Genomic DNA, 19,851 nt, shown 5'->3' with positions numbered 1-19,851 from the left:
CGCGCAAAAAGCGCAGCCTGCTTACTTAACTTGACTACGCTTTTGGCCTAGTCGAAAAATCGCGGCGAATTATACATGTATTTATCGAGAAATGCTAAAGGCTAATCATGTATTTGCATTTATTTTCATGTAAAATATTGGCTCTAAAAAATGGCGTAAGGTTTATCATGTTAGAAAATATTCGCGTTGTATTAGTTAATACATCCCATACAGGTAATATAGGTTCGACTGCTAGAGCAATGAAAACTATGGGTTTATCAGACTTGTGGTTAGTTGATCCCGTGTCTGAACCAGATAGTAAAGCGTCAGCACTTGCAGCTGGTGCAACTGATGTATTAGGTAACGCGAAAATTGTATCTTCGTTGGACGAAGCATTAGCCGATTGTTCACTCGTTATCGCAACAAGCGCGCGTTCACGCACATTAGACTGGCCTGTTTTGTCTCCTCGTGAAGCCGGGCGCAAAATGATATCTGAATCAAGCCAAGCTAAGGTTGCGATAATTTTTGGTCGTGAAAATAATGGCTTATCTAATGACGAGCTGCAAAAAGCGCATTTTCATGCGGTTATCAATGCTAACCCTGAATACTCATCACTGAACCTTGCGCAAGCCGTACAAACGGTTTGCTACGAAGTAAGATGTGCTTTTGTTGAGCAACAAGAGTCAAATACTGTAACCGAACAAGAAGCTTATCCGCTCGCTGAAGACTTAGAGCGTTTCTACACTCATCTAGAAAACACGCTGACAGACGTCAACTTCATCGTTAAAAATCATCCGGGTCAAGTAATGGCAAAACTTCGTCGTATGTTTAATCGCATTCGACCTGATTCTCAAGAATTAAATATCTTACGCGGCATACTGTCGTCTGTTGATAAAAATACAAAAAAATAAATAGGAAAACGCAAGCATCATGTTTGAGCGCTTAAAAGAAGACATTAATGCGGTATTCCACCGAGATCCAGCAGCCCGTAATTTCTTTGAGGTATTGACCAATTACCCAGGAATGCATGCTATTTGGTGGCACAGGTTGAGCCATTGGTTCTACAAAAAAGATCTAAAATGGTGCGCTCGAACAGTTTCAAATTTAGCGCGCTGGTTAACTGGAGTCGAAATACATCCAGGTGCACAAATCGGTCGTCGTTTTTTTATCGACCACGGTATGGGGATTGTCATAGGTGAAACGGCGGTTATTGGCGATGACGTGACGCTTTATCACGGTGTGACGTTAGGTGGCACAACTTGGAATAAAGGCAAGCGACACCCAACACTAGAAGATGGAGTGGTCGTTGGTGCTGGCGCTAAAATTTTAGGGCCATTTACTGTCGGGAAAAACGCCAAAATTGGTTCGAACTCTGTTGTAGTTAAAGAAGTACCGGAAGGAGCGACGGTTGTCGGTATTCCAGGACGAATTGTTAACAATAAAACGGATGAGAAGCGTGAAGCCATTGCCAAAAAGTTAGGTTTTGATGCATACGGTGTATCTGACCAAAACCCTGACCCTGTAGCAAAAGCTATCGGTAATATGCTTGATCATATGCATTTAATGGATAGCAAAATGGCTGAGCTTTGCAAAGAAATGAAAAAAATGGGAGCAGATGTTTGTGATCAAGCCTTACCAAACATCAAGGTTGCACCTGAATTTGTGGAGGCTGAACAGGCCGCTGCAACAAAAAGAGAGAAAGAACGCGAATCGTTTGATCCGCAAATTTGATTGCCCCGTAATCTTAATACCTGACTAAATTACTCAAGAATTAATTCTTGACTAAAATAGTCAGGTATGTGAAAATTTATAACAGATTTGACCTCATAATTACGGAGAGACTATGCGATTAACCTCGAAAGGGCGTTATGCTGTAACCGCGATGCTTGATGTTGCATTACATGCTTCAGATTCGCCTGTCCCTCTAGCTGATATATCTGAACGTCAAGAAATATCACTTTCTTACCTAGAACAACTTTTCTCGCGTCTACGCAAACACCAGCTGGTTACCAGTGTTCGCGGTCCAGGTGGTGGTTATCGCCTCGGCTGTGATATGGCTGATATCTCTATCGGCAGCATCATTGCAGCGGTAGATGAATCAGTAGATGCAACGCGTTGTCAGGGGCAAGCCGATTGCCAAGGCGGAGTTAGATGTTTAACTCATAGCCTTTGGGAGGAACTTAGTGGTAGAATCGCCGACTTTTTAGATGACATCAGCCTACAAGAACTCGTTGATAGGCAAGAAGTCAAAGACGTAGCCTCTCGTCAGAACAAGAAAAAGCAGACACACTCTGCTTTCGCGTTGGGTCAAGTTAAATTAGATGAAATTGAATTAGACGTTAAAGTCTAATCGCGTAGAACTACGCCACGGAGATTTAAATGAAGTTACCAATTTATTTCGATTATTCAGCAACAACACCGGTAGATCCTCGTGTTGCTGAAAAAATGATGCAATACCTGACAATGGATGGCCAATTCGGAAACCCAGCGTCGCGTTCGCACCGTTTTGGTTGGCAGGCAGAAGAAGCGGTTGATATCGCGCGTTCTCAAATTGCTGATTTAATCAATGCCGATCCAAGAGAAATCGTTTGGACTTCGGGCGCAACTGAATCTAATAACCTTGCTATTAAAGGTGCTGCTAATTTCTACAGCAAGAAAGGCAAGCACATCATTACAGTTAAGACAGAACACAAAGCTGTTTTAGATACTTGTAGAGAGCTAGAGCGTCAAGGTTTTGAAGTAACTTACTTAGATGTACAACAAAACGGTTTAATTGATTTAGACGTGCTCAAAGCAGCAATGCGTGAAGATACAGTTGTTGTATCTGTTATGCATGTTAACAATGAAATTGGTGTTATTCAGGACATTGCTGCCATCGGTGAGTTATGTCGTGAACGCAAGATCGTATTCCATGTCGATGCTGCACAATCAGCAGGTAAAATTGATATCGACCTTAAGACACTAAAAGTTGATTTAATGTCTTTCTCTGCACACAAAATTTACGGCCCCAAAGGTATTGGTGCGTTATACGTTCGTCGTAAGCCTCGTATCCGTTTAGAAGCTCAAACTCACGGCGGTGGTCATGAGCGCGGTATGCGTTCTGGTACATTACCTACACATCAAATTGTCGGTATGGGTGAAGCTTTCCGTATTGCTAAAGAAGAAATGGCAGTAGAAAACGAGCGCCAATTGGCATTGCGTAACCGCTTATGGAATGGCGTTAAAGATATGGAAGAAGTCTATATCAATGGCGATTTAGAGCAGCGTGTTGCTGGCAATATCAATATCAGCTTCAACTATGTTGAAGGTGAGTCGCTAATTATGGCTTTAAAAGATATGGCTGTATCGAGTGGTTCTGCCTGTACATCAGCGAGCTTAGAACCTTCATATGTATTACGTGCAATTGGTCTAAATGACGAGTTAGCGCACAGCTCAATCCGTTTCAGCTTCGGTCGTTTTACTACTGAAGAAGAAGTTGACCACGCGATTGACGTTATCAACAACTCAATTGGCAAGTTACGTGAAATGTCTCCTTTATGGGAAATGTTCAAAGACGGTGTTGATTTAAATCAGGTTGAGTGGGCACACCATTAATTAATGGGTGTTTGACGAATTAAAGTATTATCGCAAGGTCTAATTTCATGATGGGCTTTGCGCATTATCTACAAATAGTAGAGGTAAATAGTCATGGCATACAGTGATAAAGTTATCGACCACTACGAGAATCCTCGTAACGTAGGTTCTTTCGACAAAAACGATCCTAACATTGCAACAGGTATGGTCGGCGCACCAGCTTGTGGTGATGTAATGAAATTACAACTTAAAGTAACAGACGAAGGTGTTATTGAAGACGCTAAGTTTAAAACTTATGGTTGTGGTTCAGCAATTGCTTCTAGCTCCTTAGTAACTGAGTGGGTTAAAGGTAAAACTTTAGATGAAGCGGCAGAAATCAAGAACACTGATATTTCACAAGAGTTAGCATTACCACCAGTGAAAATCCACTGTTCAATCTTAGCTGAAGATGCAATCAAAGCTGCGATTGCTGATTACAAAGAAAAGAAAGCTTAAGTTTATATAATTAAGGAGTAGTACCCGATGGCTATCAGCATTACAGAAGTTGCTGCAAAACATGTTGAGAAGTTTTTAGTTAACCGCGGAAAAGGCATTGGTCTACGTGTTGGTGTTAAAACTTCAGGCTGTTCGGGTATGGCTTACGTACTTGAGTTTGTTGACCAGCTAAACGAAGATGATGAAGTATTCGAATACTTCGGTGTTAAAGTCATTGTGGATGCTAAGTCATTAACTTATATCGATGGTACAGAGTTAGATTTCGCTAAAGAGGGGTTAAATGAAGGTTTTCAGTTTAACAACCCTAACGTGAAAGATGAATGTGGTTGTGGCGAAAGCTTCCACGTATAAACCATGAACTACTTTGAACTATTCGACTGCCCAGTTAGCTTTGATTTAGACAAGTCAGAGCTAACGCAGCGTTACCATTCTCTTCAAAAGCAATGTCACCCAGACAAACACGCTAATGCGAGTGAACAAGAAAAACTGGCAATTGTGCAAAAAGCCGCACAAATTAACGATGCTTTTGACACGCTAAAGACTCCCATCAAACGTGCTGAATACATGCTGCAACTTCGCGGTATCGATATGCAACACGAAACAAAGACCTTACAAGACCCTATGTTTCTAATGCAACAAATGGAATATCGAGAGCGTCTTGAAGATATCAAAACAAGTGATAATGCACTTGATGAGTTGATGGCCTTTGAAGATGATGTAGCGACTGAGCGTAAGGCGATGCTCAAGCAATTACAAACTCAGATAGAGCAGTTAACTGAACAAGCTGATTTAGCAGCTGCGGATCAGATCCGTAAATTAAAATTTATTGAAAAATTACAGCAAGAGTTGTCGCGCTTAGAAGATGAACTAGTTGAGTATTAATCGACTTAACTTTTTATTTCCTACCTTATTTCATTTAAAATAAGCGCACTCAAAACGGCATCATAAAAATTATGGCATTACTTCAAATATCAGAGCCAGGTCAAAGCAGTTCACCCCATGAGCATAAATGGGCAGTTGGTATAGATCTTGGTACAACTAACTCTCTTGTCGCCAGTGTTCGCAGCGGTGAATGTTTACCGTTAAAAGACGAAACTGGTGAAGTCATATTACCTTCTGTCGTACGCTATCTTGCTGGTGATGAAAAACAAGTTGGCCAATTGGCGTTAGCCAATGCTGAGCTTGATCCAGAAAATACGATCGTGTCGGTCAAGCGTTTCATGGGCCGTGCGGCTAAAGATGCAAAAGCTAGCTTCGCTGATTTACCTTATCAATTTATAGGTGAAGAAGATGCATTAGTTGCATTGCAAACAGCTCAAGGCACAAAATCACCGATTGAAGTCTCTGCTGACATTTTAACTGAGTTAAAAGAGCGAGCTGAAAAAACCTTAGGTGATGAGCTAAAAGGTGCTGTTATTACTGTTCCTGCTTATTTCGATGATGCTCAGCGCCAATGTACTAAAGACGCTGCTGAATTAGCAGGTCTAAAAGTTCTAAGGTTGCTAAACGAGCCGACTGCAGCTGCTATTGCTTACGGCTTGGATTCAGGTCAAGAAGGTATTATCGCCGTTTATGACTTAGGTGGTGGTACGTTTGATATCTCTATATTAAAGCTGCACCAAGGTATTTTTGAAGTCATGGCAACAGGCGGTGATTCAGCTCTTGGTGGTGATGACCTAGATGAAGCCATTGTCGTATGGCTTAAAGAACAGTGGCAATTAACTGATATTTCTCCACGTCTTTCTCGCGTGCTGACTGAAGCGGCCAAAAAAGCAAAAGAACAGCTGACTGACAATGATAAAACGCAGATTGTCGTTGAGCTTGATGACCAAACGTCTAAAGAAATCGAACTGTCAAAAGAGCAGTTTGAAGCGTTAGTTCAAACACTTATTAAACGTACTTTAATGGCATGTCGCCGTGCATTAAAAGATGCTGAAATCGAGACTGACGATGTCATTGAAGTTGTAATGGTCGGGGGTTCAACACGTGTGCCATTAGTACGTGAAAAAGTAGCTGAGTTTTTTGATAAAGAACCACTTACCAGCATCAATCCAGATCAAGTCGTTGCTATTGGAGCAGGTATTCAAGCTGATATTCTAGTGGGTAATAAACCTGACTCAGAGCTAGTACTGCTTGATGTATTACCTCTTTCATTAGGTATCGAAACTATGGGTGGCTTAACAGAGAAAATTATTTCTCGAAATACCACTATCCCCGTTGCGAAAGCTCAAGAGTTTACCACTTTTAAAGATGGTCAAACGGCGATGGCTGTCCACGTTGTTCAAGGTGAACGCGAAATGGTTGCAGATTGTCGTTCATTAGCTCGATTTGAGTTAAGAGGCATACCTGCAATGGCAGCTGGTGCTGCTCATATTCGTGTTACTTTCCAGGTTGATGCAGATGGTTTACTGTCAGTAACCGCTATGGAAAAATCAACCGGAGTACAATCAAGTATTCAAGTTAAGCCATCTTACGGTTTATCGGAAGAGCAAATTGCGAATATGTTAAAAGCGTCAATGGAAAATGCTAAAGATGATATTCGAGCAAGAATGCTAGCTGAGCAACAAGTCGAAGCAGATCGCTTATACGAATCATTAACCAGTGCGCTAGATGCCGATGGTGCGGCTATTTTACCAGAGGCAGAGTTAGCCGAATTACGTCAATCACTAGAGCAGTTAAAGTCTTACCGAGATAACGGTACAGAAGAAGAAATTAAGCAACAAATCAGTGCTTTAGATACTTTAAGCCAAAATTTTGCTGCTGCTCGAATGGATTTATCAGTTAAACAAGCCTTAGCGGGCCAAAATGTAGACGAGGTATAGTCATGCCACAAATCATATTTTTACCACATGAAGAATTATGCCCAGACGGTGCCGTTATTGAAGCAGAAGAGGGCGAAACGGTTTTAAACGTTGCGCTTAAAAACGACATTGGAATTGAGCACGCTTGTGAAAAAGTATGTGCGTGTACCACATGCCATGTGATCATTCGTGAAGGCTTTGATTCGATTGAAGAAAGTGATGAACTAGAAGATGATATGTTAGATAAAGCTTGGGGTTTAGAGCCTGAATCTAGACTGTCTTGTCAGGTTAAAATTACTGATGAAGATTTAGTGGTTGAGATCCCTAAGTACACCATTAACATGGTTTCTGAAAATCATTAAATAAATTACTGATATTCAAATTAAAAAAAGCCAATAACTTTGTTATTGGCTTTTTTATTGGATAGATTATCAGCTTGAAAATATTGGGCCGTAAAGCCTTAGCTATAAAGGGACATCAAGCTGTTTAAAATCTGTTTTAAGCTTCGAATAAGAACTGGTTGCGTTCGATTCGAGATTTGATCCAATTACGGCGAGCCTGTAATAGCTCTCGGTTATCCGCTACTTCAAAACAAACCTGTGTAAAGTTTTTAGCGAGCTCCTTGTAAGTCATCTCACCACGGACAGCCTGATTAGTTAAGGCATCAAAATCAACTTCTGGGTATTTCTTTTCTACTAGAGCACGTACGCTACTTTCGCTAAGACCAGTACTAATTTTAACTGAGCTCAAACGATTGAACTCTTCCGCGGACCACACGCCCTCTAATAAAGATAATAAACTACTACTCATCTTCTTATTCTCTCTACACATAACTTTAAATTTGTATCTGAATTGTATTCTATGTTTCAACTTTGAAACGCTCAAGTATTGAGCGGCCGATAGGTTGAAACTGTGTTAACTTGGTTTGATTTGGTATTAATCTTGTCGCTAACATGCGGTTATTTGTTAGCAAGTGACCTAGATCGTTCTTAAACTAGCTTGCATCGAGTACATAGGTATCTAGTTCGCTCAAGATGGTTTGATGGTGTTGCAAGCGTTTTGCAATAAAATCATGTAACTTAGCTTTATTAACTTCCGCTTGCTCGTTATCAAAGCAACGCAGTGCCATTTTTTGGCAGCTCGCTTTAATCGTTACATTGTCATACAACCTAGCATTGAGATATGCATCGGCATCAGTACCCAATTTATCTAGAATTGATTGAGATGAGGCTGGCACTTGGACAGGTGTTTCAGACATTGCATTAAATGCTTCTGCTGCCCAAATACCTTCCAAGAGGTTAAGAATATTTTTGTTCATTTGTCACTCTTTACTACAGCTTGTAACAGTTTGTATTTTATTAATAGTAAAGAGTGATATCAAAAACACTTTTCATAACTTTTCATGAAAAGATTATAGGTGAGATTAACTTTTCTTGTATTTTGCTGTTTACAAAATGTACACAAGTTTATGAGTTTTCAGCAATTTCTTCGAGCACTTGTAAGCACCAAGTTTCGATTCTTTGTTCACTTAAGTCGTATTGGTTTTCATCATCAAGAGATAAACCTACAAAAAAGGCTTTATCTTCGGTGAGCGCTTTCGACTCTTCGAACTCGTAGCCTGCTACAGGCCAGTAACCAATTCGCTTACAATTGTTGTGCGAAATCGCTTCGTGGAGCATACCAACCGCATCCTGAAACCACTTACCATAGTCTTCTTGATCGCCCTGACCATAAATAGCAACAATCTTATTGTTTAGATCTAATTCAGAAACCTGCTCCCAGCGAGATTCCCAGTCTTCTTGTAACTCACCAAAATCCCATGTCGAAATACCAAAAATCAGTAAGTCGTACTGGGCGGTATCGGTTAATGGAACATCTTTAATATTGTGGATATCAACAATGTCTTCACCAATAAAAGCTTGAATTTTTTCCGCTGTCATTTCTGTGTAGCAGGTAGTCGAGCCGTAAAATAAACCTATTTTCATAATCGTTTTTAAATATGATGCCTAAGTTGAGCGCACGTTTGTTAAGCCTAGATATTGATACTTACAAATTTTGACGAAGATTTAACGACGCCAAGTAAACCAACTGAGCTAAAATATATGATGCGCAAATGGACTTTAAACCAAATAAATATGGGCGCTATTGTAGCAAAACTGCAATCAAACAACATGATGTTTAGTTTTTCTTGATGAAATTCAATACGAAAACTAAGTGACGTCAGATTAAACTGGGTTTGTGAGGGAGTTTATTTTTTATGGGACTATATGCTCAAGCTGTATTAGAAACACAAGTTGGCAAAATTGCAGTTTTTAATAACGAAGAAGCACTAACGGGTATCGACTTATTTGCAGATAGTATTCGTTACCGTATCAAAAATGCCAACGATTTAACTGAGCAGCTTGTCTCACAGCTATCGGCTTACTTTGCAGAGAATTTACTTGATTTTGATGTACCCATATTTTTGCAAGGCACCAGTTTTCAGCAAACAGTTTGGCAGGCTCTGTGTGATATACCGGCAGGTGAGTGCTGGACATATGGCCAACTGGCAAAAGAGTTAGGGACAAGTCCAAGAGCGATTGGCGGTGCTTGTCGCCGTAATCCTATCCCCATTGTCGTGCCTTGCCATCGCATTGTCGCGGCTTCTGGTATCGGCGGGTATTCAGGCCAGTGGCAAGAAGGGAAAAAAGTTGATATCAAAGCTTGGTTATTGCAACATGAGCAAAATCAAATAGATGACCAATCTTGATGTGCAACAACCGCTAGACGACTTTATCGAACACCTTTGGATTGAACTCGGGCTTAGCCAAAACACTATGGCAGCCTATAAAAGAGATCTGAATCAATTCAATCATTACCTTATCCATCAAAAAATAGCATTACTCGATGTTCAAGAGTTGGATGTAAGTGCTTACTTAGTCCACCTCTATGATAAAAACATTGGTGCACGCAGTGTTGCCAGAAAGCTGTCTTGTCTTCGAAAGTTCTATAGCTACTTATTGCTAGAAAAGCAGATTAACCACGACCCATGCGCTAACATTGATAGTCCGAAACAAGCCAAGCCATTACCTAAAACACTGTCTGAAAAAGACGTTGAAGCATTACTTGAAGCGCCAAATGTCGATGATGATATTGAGCTTAGAGACAAAGCTATGCTTGAGTTACTTTATGCGTGTGGCTTGCGGGTGACCGAGTTAGTTTCTTTGCAGCTCGAGCAAATTAATTTAAGGCAAGGGGTGATTCGCGTTACCGGTAAAGGTAACAAAGAACGTTTAGTACCTATGGGAGAAGAAGCCGCTGAATGGTTAGCACAATATATTAAATATGCACGGCCTAACTTAATTGCCGCGGGCCATAATGTGGTGTTTGCATCTAAACGCGGTCAACAAATGACAAGACAAACATTTTGGCATCGCATCAAGTATTACGCCGTTCAAGCGGGCATCCGTTCTGATTTATCGCCTCATACACTGAGACACGCCTTTGCGACACACCTAGTTAACCACGGTGCAGATTTGCGTGTAGTACAGACTTTATTGGGCCATTCAGACCTATCAACTACCCAAATTTATACCCATATTGCCAAAGAGCGACTGCAAAGTATTCACGCTGAACATCATCCAAGAGCTTAACGGTTGGACAAGTTAAATTGTTAAAATATCGTTTCAAAGTTGCATTAGCTCGTGTTTGTCTGTAACTTTTTTAGCATTAGCGCGGTCTTAGTAGATATCTGCGATATTTAAAAAATAAAAATTTGGAAAAAGTATGTTTAAAAAATTACTCCTTTCAGTGACGGCAGCCAGTTTAAGTTTTAGCGCGCTAGCAGCTGAATTATCAAATGAAGTGAAATTAGCCTTAACCGAAAAAGTTCAAGGTTTAGGTTTAGAAGTCATGAGCGTTGAACCTTCACAAATTGAAGGCCTAGTTCAAGTGGCAACACCACGTGGTATTTTCTACTTAAGTGAAGACGGTCAATACTTCATGCAAGGCCAAATCTTCAATATGAATGAAGAAATGCGCAACGAAACTGCTGCAGCCATGCGCGTTTTAGAAGAGCCATTACGCAAAAAGCGTGCTGAGAAACTAAAAACAGTGGCTGACTCTTCAATCGAATTTAAAGCAAAAGATGAAAAATATGTGGTAAATGTCTTTACCGATATCTCTTGTGGCTACTGCCGTAAATTACACAACGAGATGCAAGCTTATAACGATGCTGGCATCACAGTACGTTACTTAGCCTTCCCTCGTGGCGGCTTAAAGTCTAAAGCATTTAGCGACATGGTGAGTGTTTGGTGTTCAGAAGATCAACAAGATGCGATGACTGAAGCAAAAGCAAGAGGCACAATTGCTAAAGCACAATCTTGTCAGCAGCCAGTACTACAACACTACGACTTAGGTGTTGAGTTTGGTGTAACGGGTACACCAGCAATTGTTTTAGATGATGGTTCTATCATTCCTGGTTACCAACCAGCAGCACAATTATTAAAGCGATTAAACGCTTCATAATTTGACCGAAAATTAATATGATAAAAAGCCGATTGAGTTAGCCTCAATCGGCTTTTTTTATTTTTGTCATTCCAACTATCGGTTTTTCCATGTCTGTGCAAATTCAACGTCGCCAATCTGAGCGTGCTTCACTCGATGGAGCACATCAATTTCACCCAACTTTGCAGCGAATCTTACTCAATCGCGGTATTGCTCATACTGATGAGCTTAACTTTTCTGTGCAAGCACTACCCAGACCAGAATTAGCCAATATTGATAAAGCGGTCGCGCTTTTAGTTGAGGCGATTAAAAACAATTTACGCGTTATTGTCGTTGGTGATTTTGATGCCGATGGTGCAACCAGCACGGCTTTATCTTGTTTGGCATTAAAGCAATTAGGCGCAAACAGCATCAACTTCTTAGTGCCGAATCGATTTGATTTTGGCTATGGCCTATCACCAGAAATTGTCGAAATGGCGCACCAGCAAGGTTGTGATCTGATCATGACAGTGGATAACGGTATCTCGTGTATTGCTGGTGTCAATAAAGCGCATGAACTGGGTATTAAAGTTATCGTTACCGATCACCACTTACCGGGTGAGCAATTACCAAGTGCTGGTGCCATTGTTAACCCAAACTTAAATGACTGCCCATTTCCGAGTAAGAATATTGCTGGGGTTGGTGTGGCGTTTTATTTAATGTTGGCATTACGTGCCGAACTTAAAAATCAAAACTGGTTTGAACAACAAGGTATCGTTATCCCGAATTTAGCCGAATTGCTCGATTTAGTGGCACTTGGCACAGTGGCTGATGTCGTGACTTTAGATCAGGTTAACCGCGTGTTAGTACAGCAGGGGATTAATCGAATCCGCCAAGGAAAATGCCGAGCCGGTATTCGCGCTTTACTTGATGTCGCCGAACGCAACCCACAGTTTTTAGTTTCAAGTGATTTTGGTTTTGCCATTGGCCCAAGGCTTAATGCCGCTGGGCGTTTAGATGATATGACGCTCGGTATTACTTGTTTAATGACAGATGATTACGCACAAGCGCAAATGTTGGCGTGTCGATTAAACGAGCTTAATAAAGAGCGCCGTGAAATTGAAAGCGGTATGCAGCAAGAAGCAATAAAAGCCTTAGATAAAACCTTCGTTGCTGAACATGCCAAAGGCATTTGTTTATATGATGCCACTTGGCATCAAGGCGTGATTGGTATTGTTGCCGGACGCATAAAAGAAAATTACTACCGCCCGACTGTAGTGTTTGCACAAGGTGATAATGGCGAATTAAAAGGCTCATGCCGTAGTATTAATGGCTTTCATATTCGCGATTGCTTGGAATATATCGCAGGGCGCAACCCAGATTTAATCATTAAATTTGGTGGTCATGCCATGGCCGCTGGCTTAAGTATTTTAGAAAGCAAATTCGCGCAATTTAAAATGGCTTTTGAGCAAGCCGTTGATAGCTTAATTAGTGAAGATGCGCTTGAAAATGTGATCTTAACCGATGGCGCACCAGCTACAACAGACTACCAAGTTGAAACCGCAGAGTACTTAAAACGCGCTATGCCTTGGGGGCAAAATTTCCCAGAGCCGGTATTTGATGATGAATTTGTCGTGATTAATGAACGCGTCTTAAAAGAAAAACATTTAAAATTGGTGTTACAACACGCATCAGGCATGAGCTACGATGCCATTTGGTTTAACTATGACCAAAGCTTTTGGCATCAAAAATCACATCATCAAATTCGCGTGGCGTTTAATTTAGATACCAATCATTTTCGCGGTAAAACCACAGTGCAATTAATGGTAAAAGCGGTTGAGGATGTTTAATCAGAGATGATTCAAACACAAGGATGTATAAAGCGTAAATGAAATTATTCACTTTTTTTTATTACAGTGGCTTTGAAACTATGCTTAAGGATTTTCCAGATAAAGATCCTTATAAGCTTACCCGAAGTGATATTTCATTCCCACTAGGGCTTTGTTTTGCATGCTTATTTATGTTGATTTTGTTTAAGATTGATGTGTGGGATTATGTTATAGCTAATTGGGATCCTGAGTATGTGAAAGGGGGAAAGTTTAACCCTTTTGCGCCTTCTTCTGTACTGTTCTTTATCTGTTGGTTTTTAACTTCAAGAGGGGTTAAAGCCTATTTTGGTCGGCCTAAAGTACATCAGCAAATAATGGGTTATTACCGCGTCAATGGTCAGGCAACGGATAAATACAATAATTATGGTCGCCTATTATTGTTGTTTATTTTTATCTGCCCGGTTATACCCGGTGTATTAGGTGCGATGGGCTGGGGTTGGTACAGCGCCATCCCGCTTTTACTCTGCTGGTTGGTCATCGAATTACTTATTCGATACGAGTTTGAATGGCGAGTTAAACCGCAGGAAAACCAATAACAATTGATAAAGTAGAATATCTATCGACATAACCCAAGTTATGTTGATGTCTGTGTTAAGTAGTGGGTGACTTTATTTAACATCGTCTTTCCTGCGAAGGCAGGATTTTGTTTATTTCAACCAAAGATAAACTTTAATCGCGATGAGCTTATTTTCTTGATTGGCATTTTTGATACTTTATTTTAGAATATTATTAAGCGTACTATTAAAAGTACTTTTTTGGTTTTTGAGTGTTGAGTGAGGTTTTTATGATTTCCGTGACAGCTAATGAGTTAAAAAAAGGTGGGGTCACTGCACTTGAAAAAGCCATGCAAAGTGATGCTGATCATCAAGTTGCGATTGATGTGCGTGGTAAAGCCAAATATATGGTGCTAGATATTAATGAATATCATGCCTTTCGTGAGTACGAGTTAGATAAGGCGATTAAAGAAGCCGAAGCAGATTATGCTGATGGCAAGTTTAGTGTGGTGGATGATTTTGCATCGTTAGCAGAAGAGTTAAAGCAACTGTCAGAAGCAGAGTAAATGCTTAAGATCATTAGGCCAGTGAGCTATCAAAAAAGGGAAAAGAAGTTTTTTAAAAAACACCCTGAGCTCATCAAGCAATACACCAAAGCCCTTAAGCTATTGAGTTTAGATTTAACCCATCCTTCTTTGCGTTTACATGAGATCAAATCAAAGGCTTGCCATTCAATATCTATCAATATGCAATATCGGGTATTACTCACTCTCAAGGTACTTGAAAATGGTGAGGTGATATTAATTGATATTGGTGATCACGATATTTACCGATAACTTGATTTAAGCTCGAAAAAACGCTCAATATCTCTCAAATTCCGCTTCAATTATTCCCATCTCCCTACTATAAATCAGCGGACTATTTCGCTATAATCGCGCGTCCAATTTTCCCTATTAAATTTATCACTGGAAGCTTATTTTCAATGTTCGAAATTGCACCTATCCAGAACCAAATAAAAGATATCGCTGAGCGCACCGAGTTGCTTAGGGGGTACCTTTGACTTCGAGCAACGCCAAGAGCGCCTAACCGAAGTTGAAAGAGAGCTAGAACAACCTGAAGTTTGGAATGAACCTGAGCGCGCACAAGCCTTAGGTAAAGAGCGTTCTGAGCTTGAAGCGGTTGTTAAAACCATTACTGATTTAACCTCAGGTCTTGATGATGTTGAAGGTTTACTAGAACTGGCCGTTGAAGAAAACGACGAAGACACGCTAAACGAAACACAAGCCGAAGTTGACGAGCTAATCGCTAAACTAGAAAAGCTTGAGTTCCGTCGTATGTTCTCTGGCAAGCAAGATACTTGTAACGCCTACATTGATTTACAATCAGGCTCAGGTGGTACCGAAGCACAAGATTGGTGTGAAATGCTACTGCGCATGTACTTGCGTTGGGGTGAAGCACACGGCTTTAAAACCGAATTAATTGAAGCTACAGATGGTGATGTAGCTGGTATTAAAGGCGCAACCGTTAAATTTACGGGTGAGTATGCCTTTGGTTGGTTACGAACAGAAACTGGTGTTCACCGTTTAGTACGTAAATCGCCGTTCGATTCGAACAATAAACGCCACACGTCATTTGCTTCAGCCTTTGTTTACCCAGAGATTGATGATGATATCGAAATTGATATCAACCCAGCCGATTTACGTATTGATACTTACCGCGCCTCCGGTGCCGGTGGTCAGCACGTTAACAAAACGGATTCTGCGGTACGTATTACGCACTTACCAACGAACATTGTGGTGCAGTGTCAAAGCGATCGTTCACAGCATAAAAACAAAGACCAAGCGTTTAAGCTATTAAAAGCTAAAATGTATGAGTTTGAATTGCAAAAGCAAAATGCTGAAAAACAAGCATTAGAAGAAGGTAAGTCAGATATCGGGTGGGGCAGTCAAATTCGCTCTTACGTATTAGATGACTCGCGTATCAAAGATTTACGCACAGGGGTAGAAAACCGCAATACGCAAGCCGTATTAGATGGTGATTTAGACCCGTTTTTACAAGCTTCATTAAAAGCGGGTTTGTAATTTAACCCGTTGCATAAACCGAATTAATTTTTAAATTATTGTTGGTGATGGGTAAAAAGACCCAAAGCCTTTTTAAGACAGGAACAGACATGTCTGAACAAAATCAAAACGCGCAAGAAGAAAACAAGTTAATTGCTGAGCGTAAAGCAAAATTATCAGCGATTCGTGAAAATTGCGATGCTAACGGTCACCCAAATGATTGGAACCGTGAAAACTACGCTGCCGATTTACAAAGCGAGTTTGGCGAAAAAGAAAAAGCAGAATTAGAAGAGCTTGGCCATGTAGTAGCAATTGCTGGTCGTGTTATGGCAAAACGTGGACCTTTCTTAGCGATTCAAGATATGACAGGTCGCATTCAAGCTTATGCAGATAAACAAACGCAAAAAGACATCAAAGAAAAGTACGGCCAATTAGATATTGGTGACATCATTGGTGCTAAAGGTGAATTACACAAATCGGGCAAAGGCGATTTATACGTAAACATGACTGAGTACAAGTTATTGACTAAGTCATTACGTCCATTACCAGAGAAATTCCACGGTTTATCTGACCAAGAAATCAAATACCGTCAGCGTTACATCGATTTAATGACATCACAACAAACACGTGATGTATTCCAAATTCGTTCAAAAGTGGTTAGCGGTATCCGCAACTTCTTAACAGAACGTCGTTTTATGGAAGTTGAAACGCCGATGTTACAAGTGATCCCAGGCGGTGCGACAGCTCGTCCATTTATCACTCACCACAACGCATTAGACATTGATATGTACTTACGTATCGCGCCAGAGCTTTACTTAAAGCGTTTAGTGGTTGGTGGTTTCGATCGCGTATTTGAAATTAACCGCAACTTCCGTAACGAAGGTTTAAGTACTCGTCATAACCCAGAATTCACGATGATTGAATTCTACCAAGCGTATGCGGATTACAACGACTTAATGGACTTAACAGAAGAAATGTTACGTACATTAGCGCAAGACGTATTAGGCACAACAACGGTTGTGAATACGGTACGCAACGACGAAGGCGAAGTGTTAGAAGAGAAACACTACGACTTTGGTAAGCCGTTTGAGCGCTTAACGATGAACGAAGCGATTTTAAAATATGCGCCAGAGTTAGATGCTGAGGTGATTAATAACCCAGAAGAAAACTTCGAAGCATTAAAAGCCATTGCTAAACAAGTGGGTGTGCCAGAGTCTGATAAGCAAAAAGCTTGGGGCCCAGGTAAGTACTTATGTGAAATTTTCGAAGAAACAGCAGAAGAGAAGTTAGATCAACCAACTTTCATTACTGCTTACCCTTGGGAAGTATCACCACTTGCACGCCGTAACGATGAAAACCCATTCATCACCGACCGTTTCGAATTCTTCGTTGGTGGTCGTGAGTTAGCCAATGGTTTCTCTGAGCTTAACGATGCAGAAGATCAAGCAGCGCGCTTTAAGAAGCAAGTTGAAGAAAAAGATGCAGGCGATGATGAAGCGATGCACTTTGATGAAGATTACATCACAGCGCTTGAGTATGGTTTACCGCCAACAGCAGGTGAGGGTATCGGTATCGACCGTCTTGTGATGTTATTCAGTGATTCACCAACAATTAAAGACGTGATCTTATTCCCGCACATGCGTCCAATTACTGAATAATTTCAGTTTTTAAAAGCATTAAAAAAGCCCGCTGATACCTCTCTATAAAGAGCTATATCAGCGGGCTTTTTGTTTGTTAACTAAAAAGCTAATTAACTAAAATTAGTTTTTAAAGTTCTTAAATTGGAACGGCTGACCTAAATCGGCTTCGCGAATTAATTGCATCACTGCTTGTAAGTCATCACGCTTTTTACCTGTTACGCGTAACTCTTCACCTTGAATTGCCACTTGCACTTTGATTTTACTGTCTTTAACTAATTTAACGATTTTTTTGGCAACGTCTTTTTCAATACCTTCTTTAATCGTCACTTTTTGCGTGCAGGTTTTACCAGAGATCTCAGCTTTTGAAATATCCATCGCTTGTGGATCAATCTTACGAGCAACTAGTTGCTTACGTAAAATATCAACCATTTGCTTAACTGAATGCTCACCTTCTGAGGTTAAAATGACCGCAGGTGATTTCCATTCAAAGCTGGCTTCTACACCACGAAAGTCAAAGCGCGTGCTTAATTCACGGCTTGAGTTTTCAGTGGCATTGCGCATTTCATCTAAATTAACTTCTGATACAACATCAAATGAAGGCATGTTTATTCCTTAATAATTCTATTCACTAAATATGATGGGGTATATATTAGCATGTTCATCGCTTGGCTAAATAAATAAAACATCGTTAGATGTAGCGTTAAATTGCACATTAAAAAAGGCGCTTAAAAGCGCCTTAAATCACAATAGCTAAGCTCAGCTAGTTAGCTTATTCAGCAATAGCAGTAAATGTTACGCTGCCTTGTCGAGGGATCACTTCTAGGTTGTTTTGACCAAAACCTTCTTGTCCTGGACAGTTATGAATCTCGGCATTTAACAAAATAGTACCCGATTCAAGCTGAGCAAATTGCCCGGTACCTGCCACTAAGTTAAGTTGTTCTGTACCTTTTAAAATTTGCCCACCAGAACAAAGTAAGTCACCTTGGGTTGGGATAATAAAGTCGCCAGAAGTATAAATTGCTCCGGTTCTTTCTTTATCCATTAATGTGTGGCTACTTGTCATCGTGTTCAGGTCAAAGTCACCTTTGAAACTGCCTCTAACGACAACACGACGTTTAATTCGTACTTTTTCTTCATGAGAAAGATCTCGCCAGTCCTTGCGAAGTAGTACGATTCGGTATGAGCCCACTTGTTGCGGTGCTTCACCTAGTTGAGGGCGGCTAACTTCTAGTGATTCAATACTGCCTCGAACAGGAATGTATTCACCTTCTATTACGCCTGAGTTCCAAGATGCGAATGCATTAGTCGAGAAAAGGGCAGCAGCGAGTGCTACTGAAGTGAAAGTGTGTTTCATAGTGCTTTCCTTGGTCGTTATGTAAAAATCGCCATATACTCCTTATCTATGGCTGTAAAACCCTAGCTTAAAAAGTCTAATTCGACAACTAGGGTTTTTCTTAAATGTTAACTAAGTCACTGTTTTTATTATTTATTAAGGCTTAATCGCAATCACGTCGCAGCGCAGTAAACTAAAAATACTCTCTGCTGTATTACCGACTATTTTCGCGCTTAATCCCTTACGTCCTACTGTGCCTACTATGACTACACCAGAGCGACTTTTAGCTGCAACACTTGGTATGACTTTGGCTGGATCGCCTGCTTTAATAAAGCATTGTGTTGCCGGGATATCTAAACTTTTTGCGATATCATCAAAGTTATCTCTGAATTCTTTTTCGGCTTTGATTTCTACTTCGTCGGTATATTGCAAACCAAACTCTTTAAGTAGAGCCGATGTTTTTGCGCAATAGACTAAGTTGAGTTTCACCCCTAGATTATCAGCCATATCTTTCGCTTCATGAATGATCTTGCGGTTAAGTTCCCACTTTTCATCACGCTTAGTCGCTAAATCTATACAGGCTAAAACGTTGTTGGCTTTTTTCCATTTCGAAACAGCAGAGATAAAAACCGGTGCTTGGCATTCTCGTATTAGGTGCCAGTCGGTAGAAGTATAAGTGAGGGCTTCAGAGCGCTTACCTGTTTTAACAACCAGCTTGGGATTATTCTTTACCGTAAATTCATTGACCCAGTCATGAATACGCTTTGACCAAATAATTTCAAAACTAAAATCGACTTCACCTTTTAGTAAGCTCTCTACTTGTTTTTCTGCTTGTTGTTCCAGTTGCGCGAGTAATTTGGTTTTGAGTGATTGCGCGTGATCACCAAGCGTTTCTTCATCTTCGTAGATAAAGTAAACAACATGCAAATGGGCGTTGTAGACCTTTGACATGTTCTTAGCTTGGTTAATCGCTATCGGCTCATCTTGGATAGGATCCGCAACGACAAGTATCTGGCTCATCAGGTAACTCCGTGAAAATCTATACTTTCAGTCTAGCCTAATTATTTGCAAAGTTATTGATTTAAGTCAGAATTGTTTTCTAATTGCGTCAAATTTAATAAAA

At 40.5% G+C, this 19,851-nt stretch carries 24 protein-coding genes; 18 read left to right on the top strand and 6 right to left on the bottom strand.

The genetic code is table 11. The features are described 5' to 3' along the window. Positions 1-167 precede the first annotated feature (167 nt). The 9 genes from trmJ (at position 168) to fdx (ending at position 7,210) form a co-directional block, all read left to right on the top strand. Positions 168-890 (top strand): tRNA (cytosine(32)/uridine(32)-2'-O)-methyltransferase TrmJ, encoded by a 723-nt coding sequence (trmJ, locus tag HR060_RS01165; protein WP_174198423.1) that lies wholly within the window; start codon positions 168-170, stop codon positions 888-890. Positions 891-909: 19 nt separating this feature from the next. Then, complete coding sequence (cysE, locus tag HR060_RS01160; protein WP_174198422.1) at positions 910-1,710, top strand: serine O-acetyltransferase; 801 nt, start codon at positions 910-912, stop codon at positions 1,708-1,710. Positions 1,711-1,822: 112 nt separating this feature from the next. Beyond that, the gene (gene iscR, locus HR060_RS01155; RefSeq protein WP_174198421.1) at positions 1,823-2,329 is read left to right on the top strand and encodes a Fe-S cluster assembly transcriptional regulator IscR; all 507 of its coding nucleotides are present in this window, start codon (positions 1,823-1,825) and stop codon (positions 2,327-2,329) included. A 29-nt stretch (positions 2,330-2,358) separates the two neighbouring features. Then, complete coding sequence (locus tag HR060_RS01150; protein WP_174198420.1) at positions 2,359-3,573, top strand: IscS subfamily cysteine desulfurase; 1,215 nt, start codon at positions 2,359-2,361, stop codon at positions 3,571-3,573. 93 nt (positions 3,574-3,666) lie between these two features. Then, the gene (iscU, locus tag HR060_RS01145) at positions 3,667-4,047 is read left to right on the top strand and encodes a Fe-S cluster assembly scaffold IscU (RefSeq protein WP_174198419.1); all 381 of its coding nucleotides are present in this window, start codon (positions 3,667-3,669) and stop codon (positions 4,045-4,047) included. Positions 4,048-4,074: 27 nt separating this feature from the next. Next, entirely contained in the window at positions 4,075-4,398 is a 324-nt protein-coding gene (gene iscA, locus HR060_RS01140) for an iron-sulfur cluster assembly protein IscA (RefSeq protein ID WP_174198418.1), read from the top strand. A 3-nt stretch (positions 4,399-4,401) separates the two neighbouring features. Beyond that, positions 4,402-4,929, top strand: coding sequence for a co-chaperone HscB (gene hscB / locus HR060_RS01135; RefSeq protein ID WP_174198417.1), 528 nt, complete (start codon positions 4,402-4,404; stop codon positions 4,927-4,929). Positions 4,930-5,000: 71 nt separating this feature from the next. Further along, a complete protein-coding gene (gene hscA, locus HR060_RS01130; protein WP_174198416.1) occupies positions 5,001-6,869 on the top strand; it encodes a Fe-S protein assembly chaperone HscA in 1,869 nt (622 codons plus the stop codon). A gap of 2 nt (positions 6,870-6,871) precedes the next feature. Next, on the top strand, positions 6,872-7,210 hold the full coding sequence (gene fdx / locus HR060_RS01125) for an ISC system 2Fe-2S type ferredoxin (protein ID WP_174198415.1): 339 nt from the start codon (positions 6,872-6,874) through the stop codon (positions 7,208-7,210). A 136-nt stretch (positions 7,211-7,346) separates the two neighbouring features. Here the strand turns inward: fdx and HR060_RS01120 are convergent, their stop codons facing one another. The 3 genes from HR060_RS01120 to fldB form a co-directional block, all read right to left on the bottom strand. Then, a complete protein-coding gene (locus HR060_RS01120) occupies positions 7,347-7,658 on the bottom strand; it encodes a hypothetical protein (RefSeq protein ID WP_174198414.1) in 312 nt (103 codons plus the stop codon). 184 nt (positions 7,659-7,842) lie between these two features. Further along, the gene (locus HR060_RS01115; protein WP_174198413.1) at positions 7,843-8,166 is read right to left on the bottom strand and encodes a hypothetical protein; all 324 of its coding nucleotides are present in this window, start codon (positions 8,164-8,166) and stop codon (positions 7,843-7,845) included. Positions 8,167-8,314: 148 nt separating this feature from the next. Next, positions 8,315-8,833, bottom strand: a complete 519-nt coding sequence (gene fldB, locus HR060_RS01110; RefSeq protein ID WP_174198412.1) for a flavodoxin FldB — start codon at positions 8,831-8,833, stop codon at positions 8,315-8,317. A 272-nt stretch (positions 8,834-9,105) separates the two neighbouring features. Between fldB and HR060_RS01105 the strand changes: the two genes are divergently transcribed. The 9 genes from HR060_RS01105 (at position 9,106) to lysS (ending at position 17,413) form a co-directional block, all read left to right on the top strand. After that, complete coding sequence (locus HR060_RS01105) at positions 9,106-9,597, top strand: methylated-DNA--[protein]-cysteine S-methyltransferase (RefSeq protein WP_174198411.1); 492 nt, start codon at positions 9,106-9,108, stop codon at positions 9,595-9,597. Next, positions 9,584-10,480, top strand: coding sequence for a site-specific tyrosine recombinase XerD (gene xerD, locus HR060_RS01100; protein ID WP_174198410.1), 897 nt, complete (start codon positions 9,584-9,586; stop codon positions 10,478-10,480). Before HR060_RS01105 ends, xerD begins: the two co-directional genes overlap by 14 nt. Positions 10,481-10,613: 133 nt before the next feature. Beyond that, positions 10,614-11,354, top strand: a complete 741-nt coding sequence (gene dsbC, locus HR060_RS01095) for a bifunctional protein-disulfide isomerase/oxidoreductase DsbC (RefSeq protein ID WP_174198409.1) — start codon at positions 10,614-10,616, stop codon at positions 11,352-11,354. A gap of 89 nt (positions 11,355-11,443) precedes the next feature. Further along, positions 11,444-13,162, top strand: a complete 1,719-nt coding sequence (gene recJ, locus HR060_RS01090; RefSeq protein ID WP_174198408.1) for a single-stranded-DNA-specific exonuclease RecJ — start codon at positions 11,444-11,446, stop codon at positions 13,160-13,162. 38 nt (positions 13,163-13,200) lie between these two features. Beyond that, the gene (locus tag HR060_RS01085; protein ID WP_174198407.1) at positions 13,201-13,737 is read left to right on the top strand and encodes a hypothetical protein; all 537 of its coding nucleotides are present in this window, start codon (positions 13,201-13,203) and stop codon (positions 13,735-13,737) included. Positions 13,738-13,985: 248 nt separating this feature from the next. Then, entirely contained in the window at positions 13,986-14,261 is a 276-nt protein-coding gene (locus HR060_RS01080; protein WP_174198406.1) for a hypothetical protein, read from the top strand. Further along, complete coding sequence (locus HR060_RS01075) at positions 14,262-14,531, top strand: type II toxin-antitoxin system RelE/ParE family toxin (protein WP_174198405.1); 270 nt, start codon at positions 14,262-14,264, stop codon at positions 14,529-14,531. A 146-nt stretch (positions 14,532-14,677) separates the two neighbouring features. After that, positions 14,678-15,776 (top strand): peptide chain release factor 2 gene (prfB, locus tag HR060_RS01070; protein WP_174198404.1). Its coding sequence is split into 2 segments (ribosomal slippage): positions 14,678-14,752 and positions 14,754-15,776, totalling 1,098 coding nucleotides; the frame shifts between segments, so codons are not numbered across the junction. An 89-nt stretch (positions 15,777-15,865) separates the two neighbouring features. Then, the gene (gene lysS / locus HR060_RS01065) at positions 15,866-17,413 is read left to right on the top strand and encodes a lysine--tRNA ligase (RefSeq protein ID WP_174198403.1); all 1,548 of its coding nucleotides are present in this window, start codon (positions 15,866-15,868) and stop codon (positions 17,411-17,413) included. A 102-nt stretch (positions 17,414-17,515) separates the two neighbouring features. On the opposite strand, the gene HR060_RS01060 is transcribed toward lysS, so the two are convergent. From HR060_RS01060 to HR060_RS01050, 3 genes are all read right to left on the bottom strand, one after another. Beyond that, on the bottom strand, positions 17,516-17,998 hold the full coding sequence (locus HR060_RS01060) for a YajQ family cyclic di-GMP-binding protein (RefSeq protein WP_174198402.1): 483 nt from the start codon (positions 17,996-17,998) through the stop codon (positions 17,516-17,518). Positions 17,999-18,164: 166 nt separating this feature from the next. Then, the gene (locus HR060_RS01055) at positions 18,165-18,749 is read right to left on the bottom strand and encodes a hypothetical protein (protein WP_174198401.1); all 585 of its coding nucleotides are present in this window, start codon (positions 18,747-18,749) and stop codon (positions 18,165-18,167) included. A gap of 135 nt (positions 18,750-18,884) precedes the next feature. Continuing rightward, positions 18,885-19,748, bottom strand: a complete 864-nt coding sequence (locus HR060_RS01050) for a universal stress protein (protein WP_174198400.1) — start codon at positions 19,746-19,748, stop codon at positions 18,885-18,887. Positions 19,749-19,851 lie beyond the last annotated feature (103 nt).

This window comes from Marinifaba aquimaris (assembly GCF_013328345.1).
Classification (GTDB): domain Bacteria; phylum Pseudomonadota; class Gammaproteobacteria; order Enterobacterales; family Alteromonadaceae; genus Marinifaba; species Marinifaba aquimaris.
This window is presented reverse-complemented; position numbering and strand designations above follow the sequence as displayed.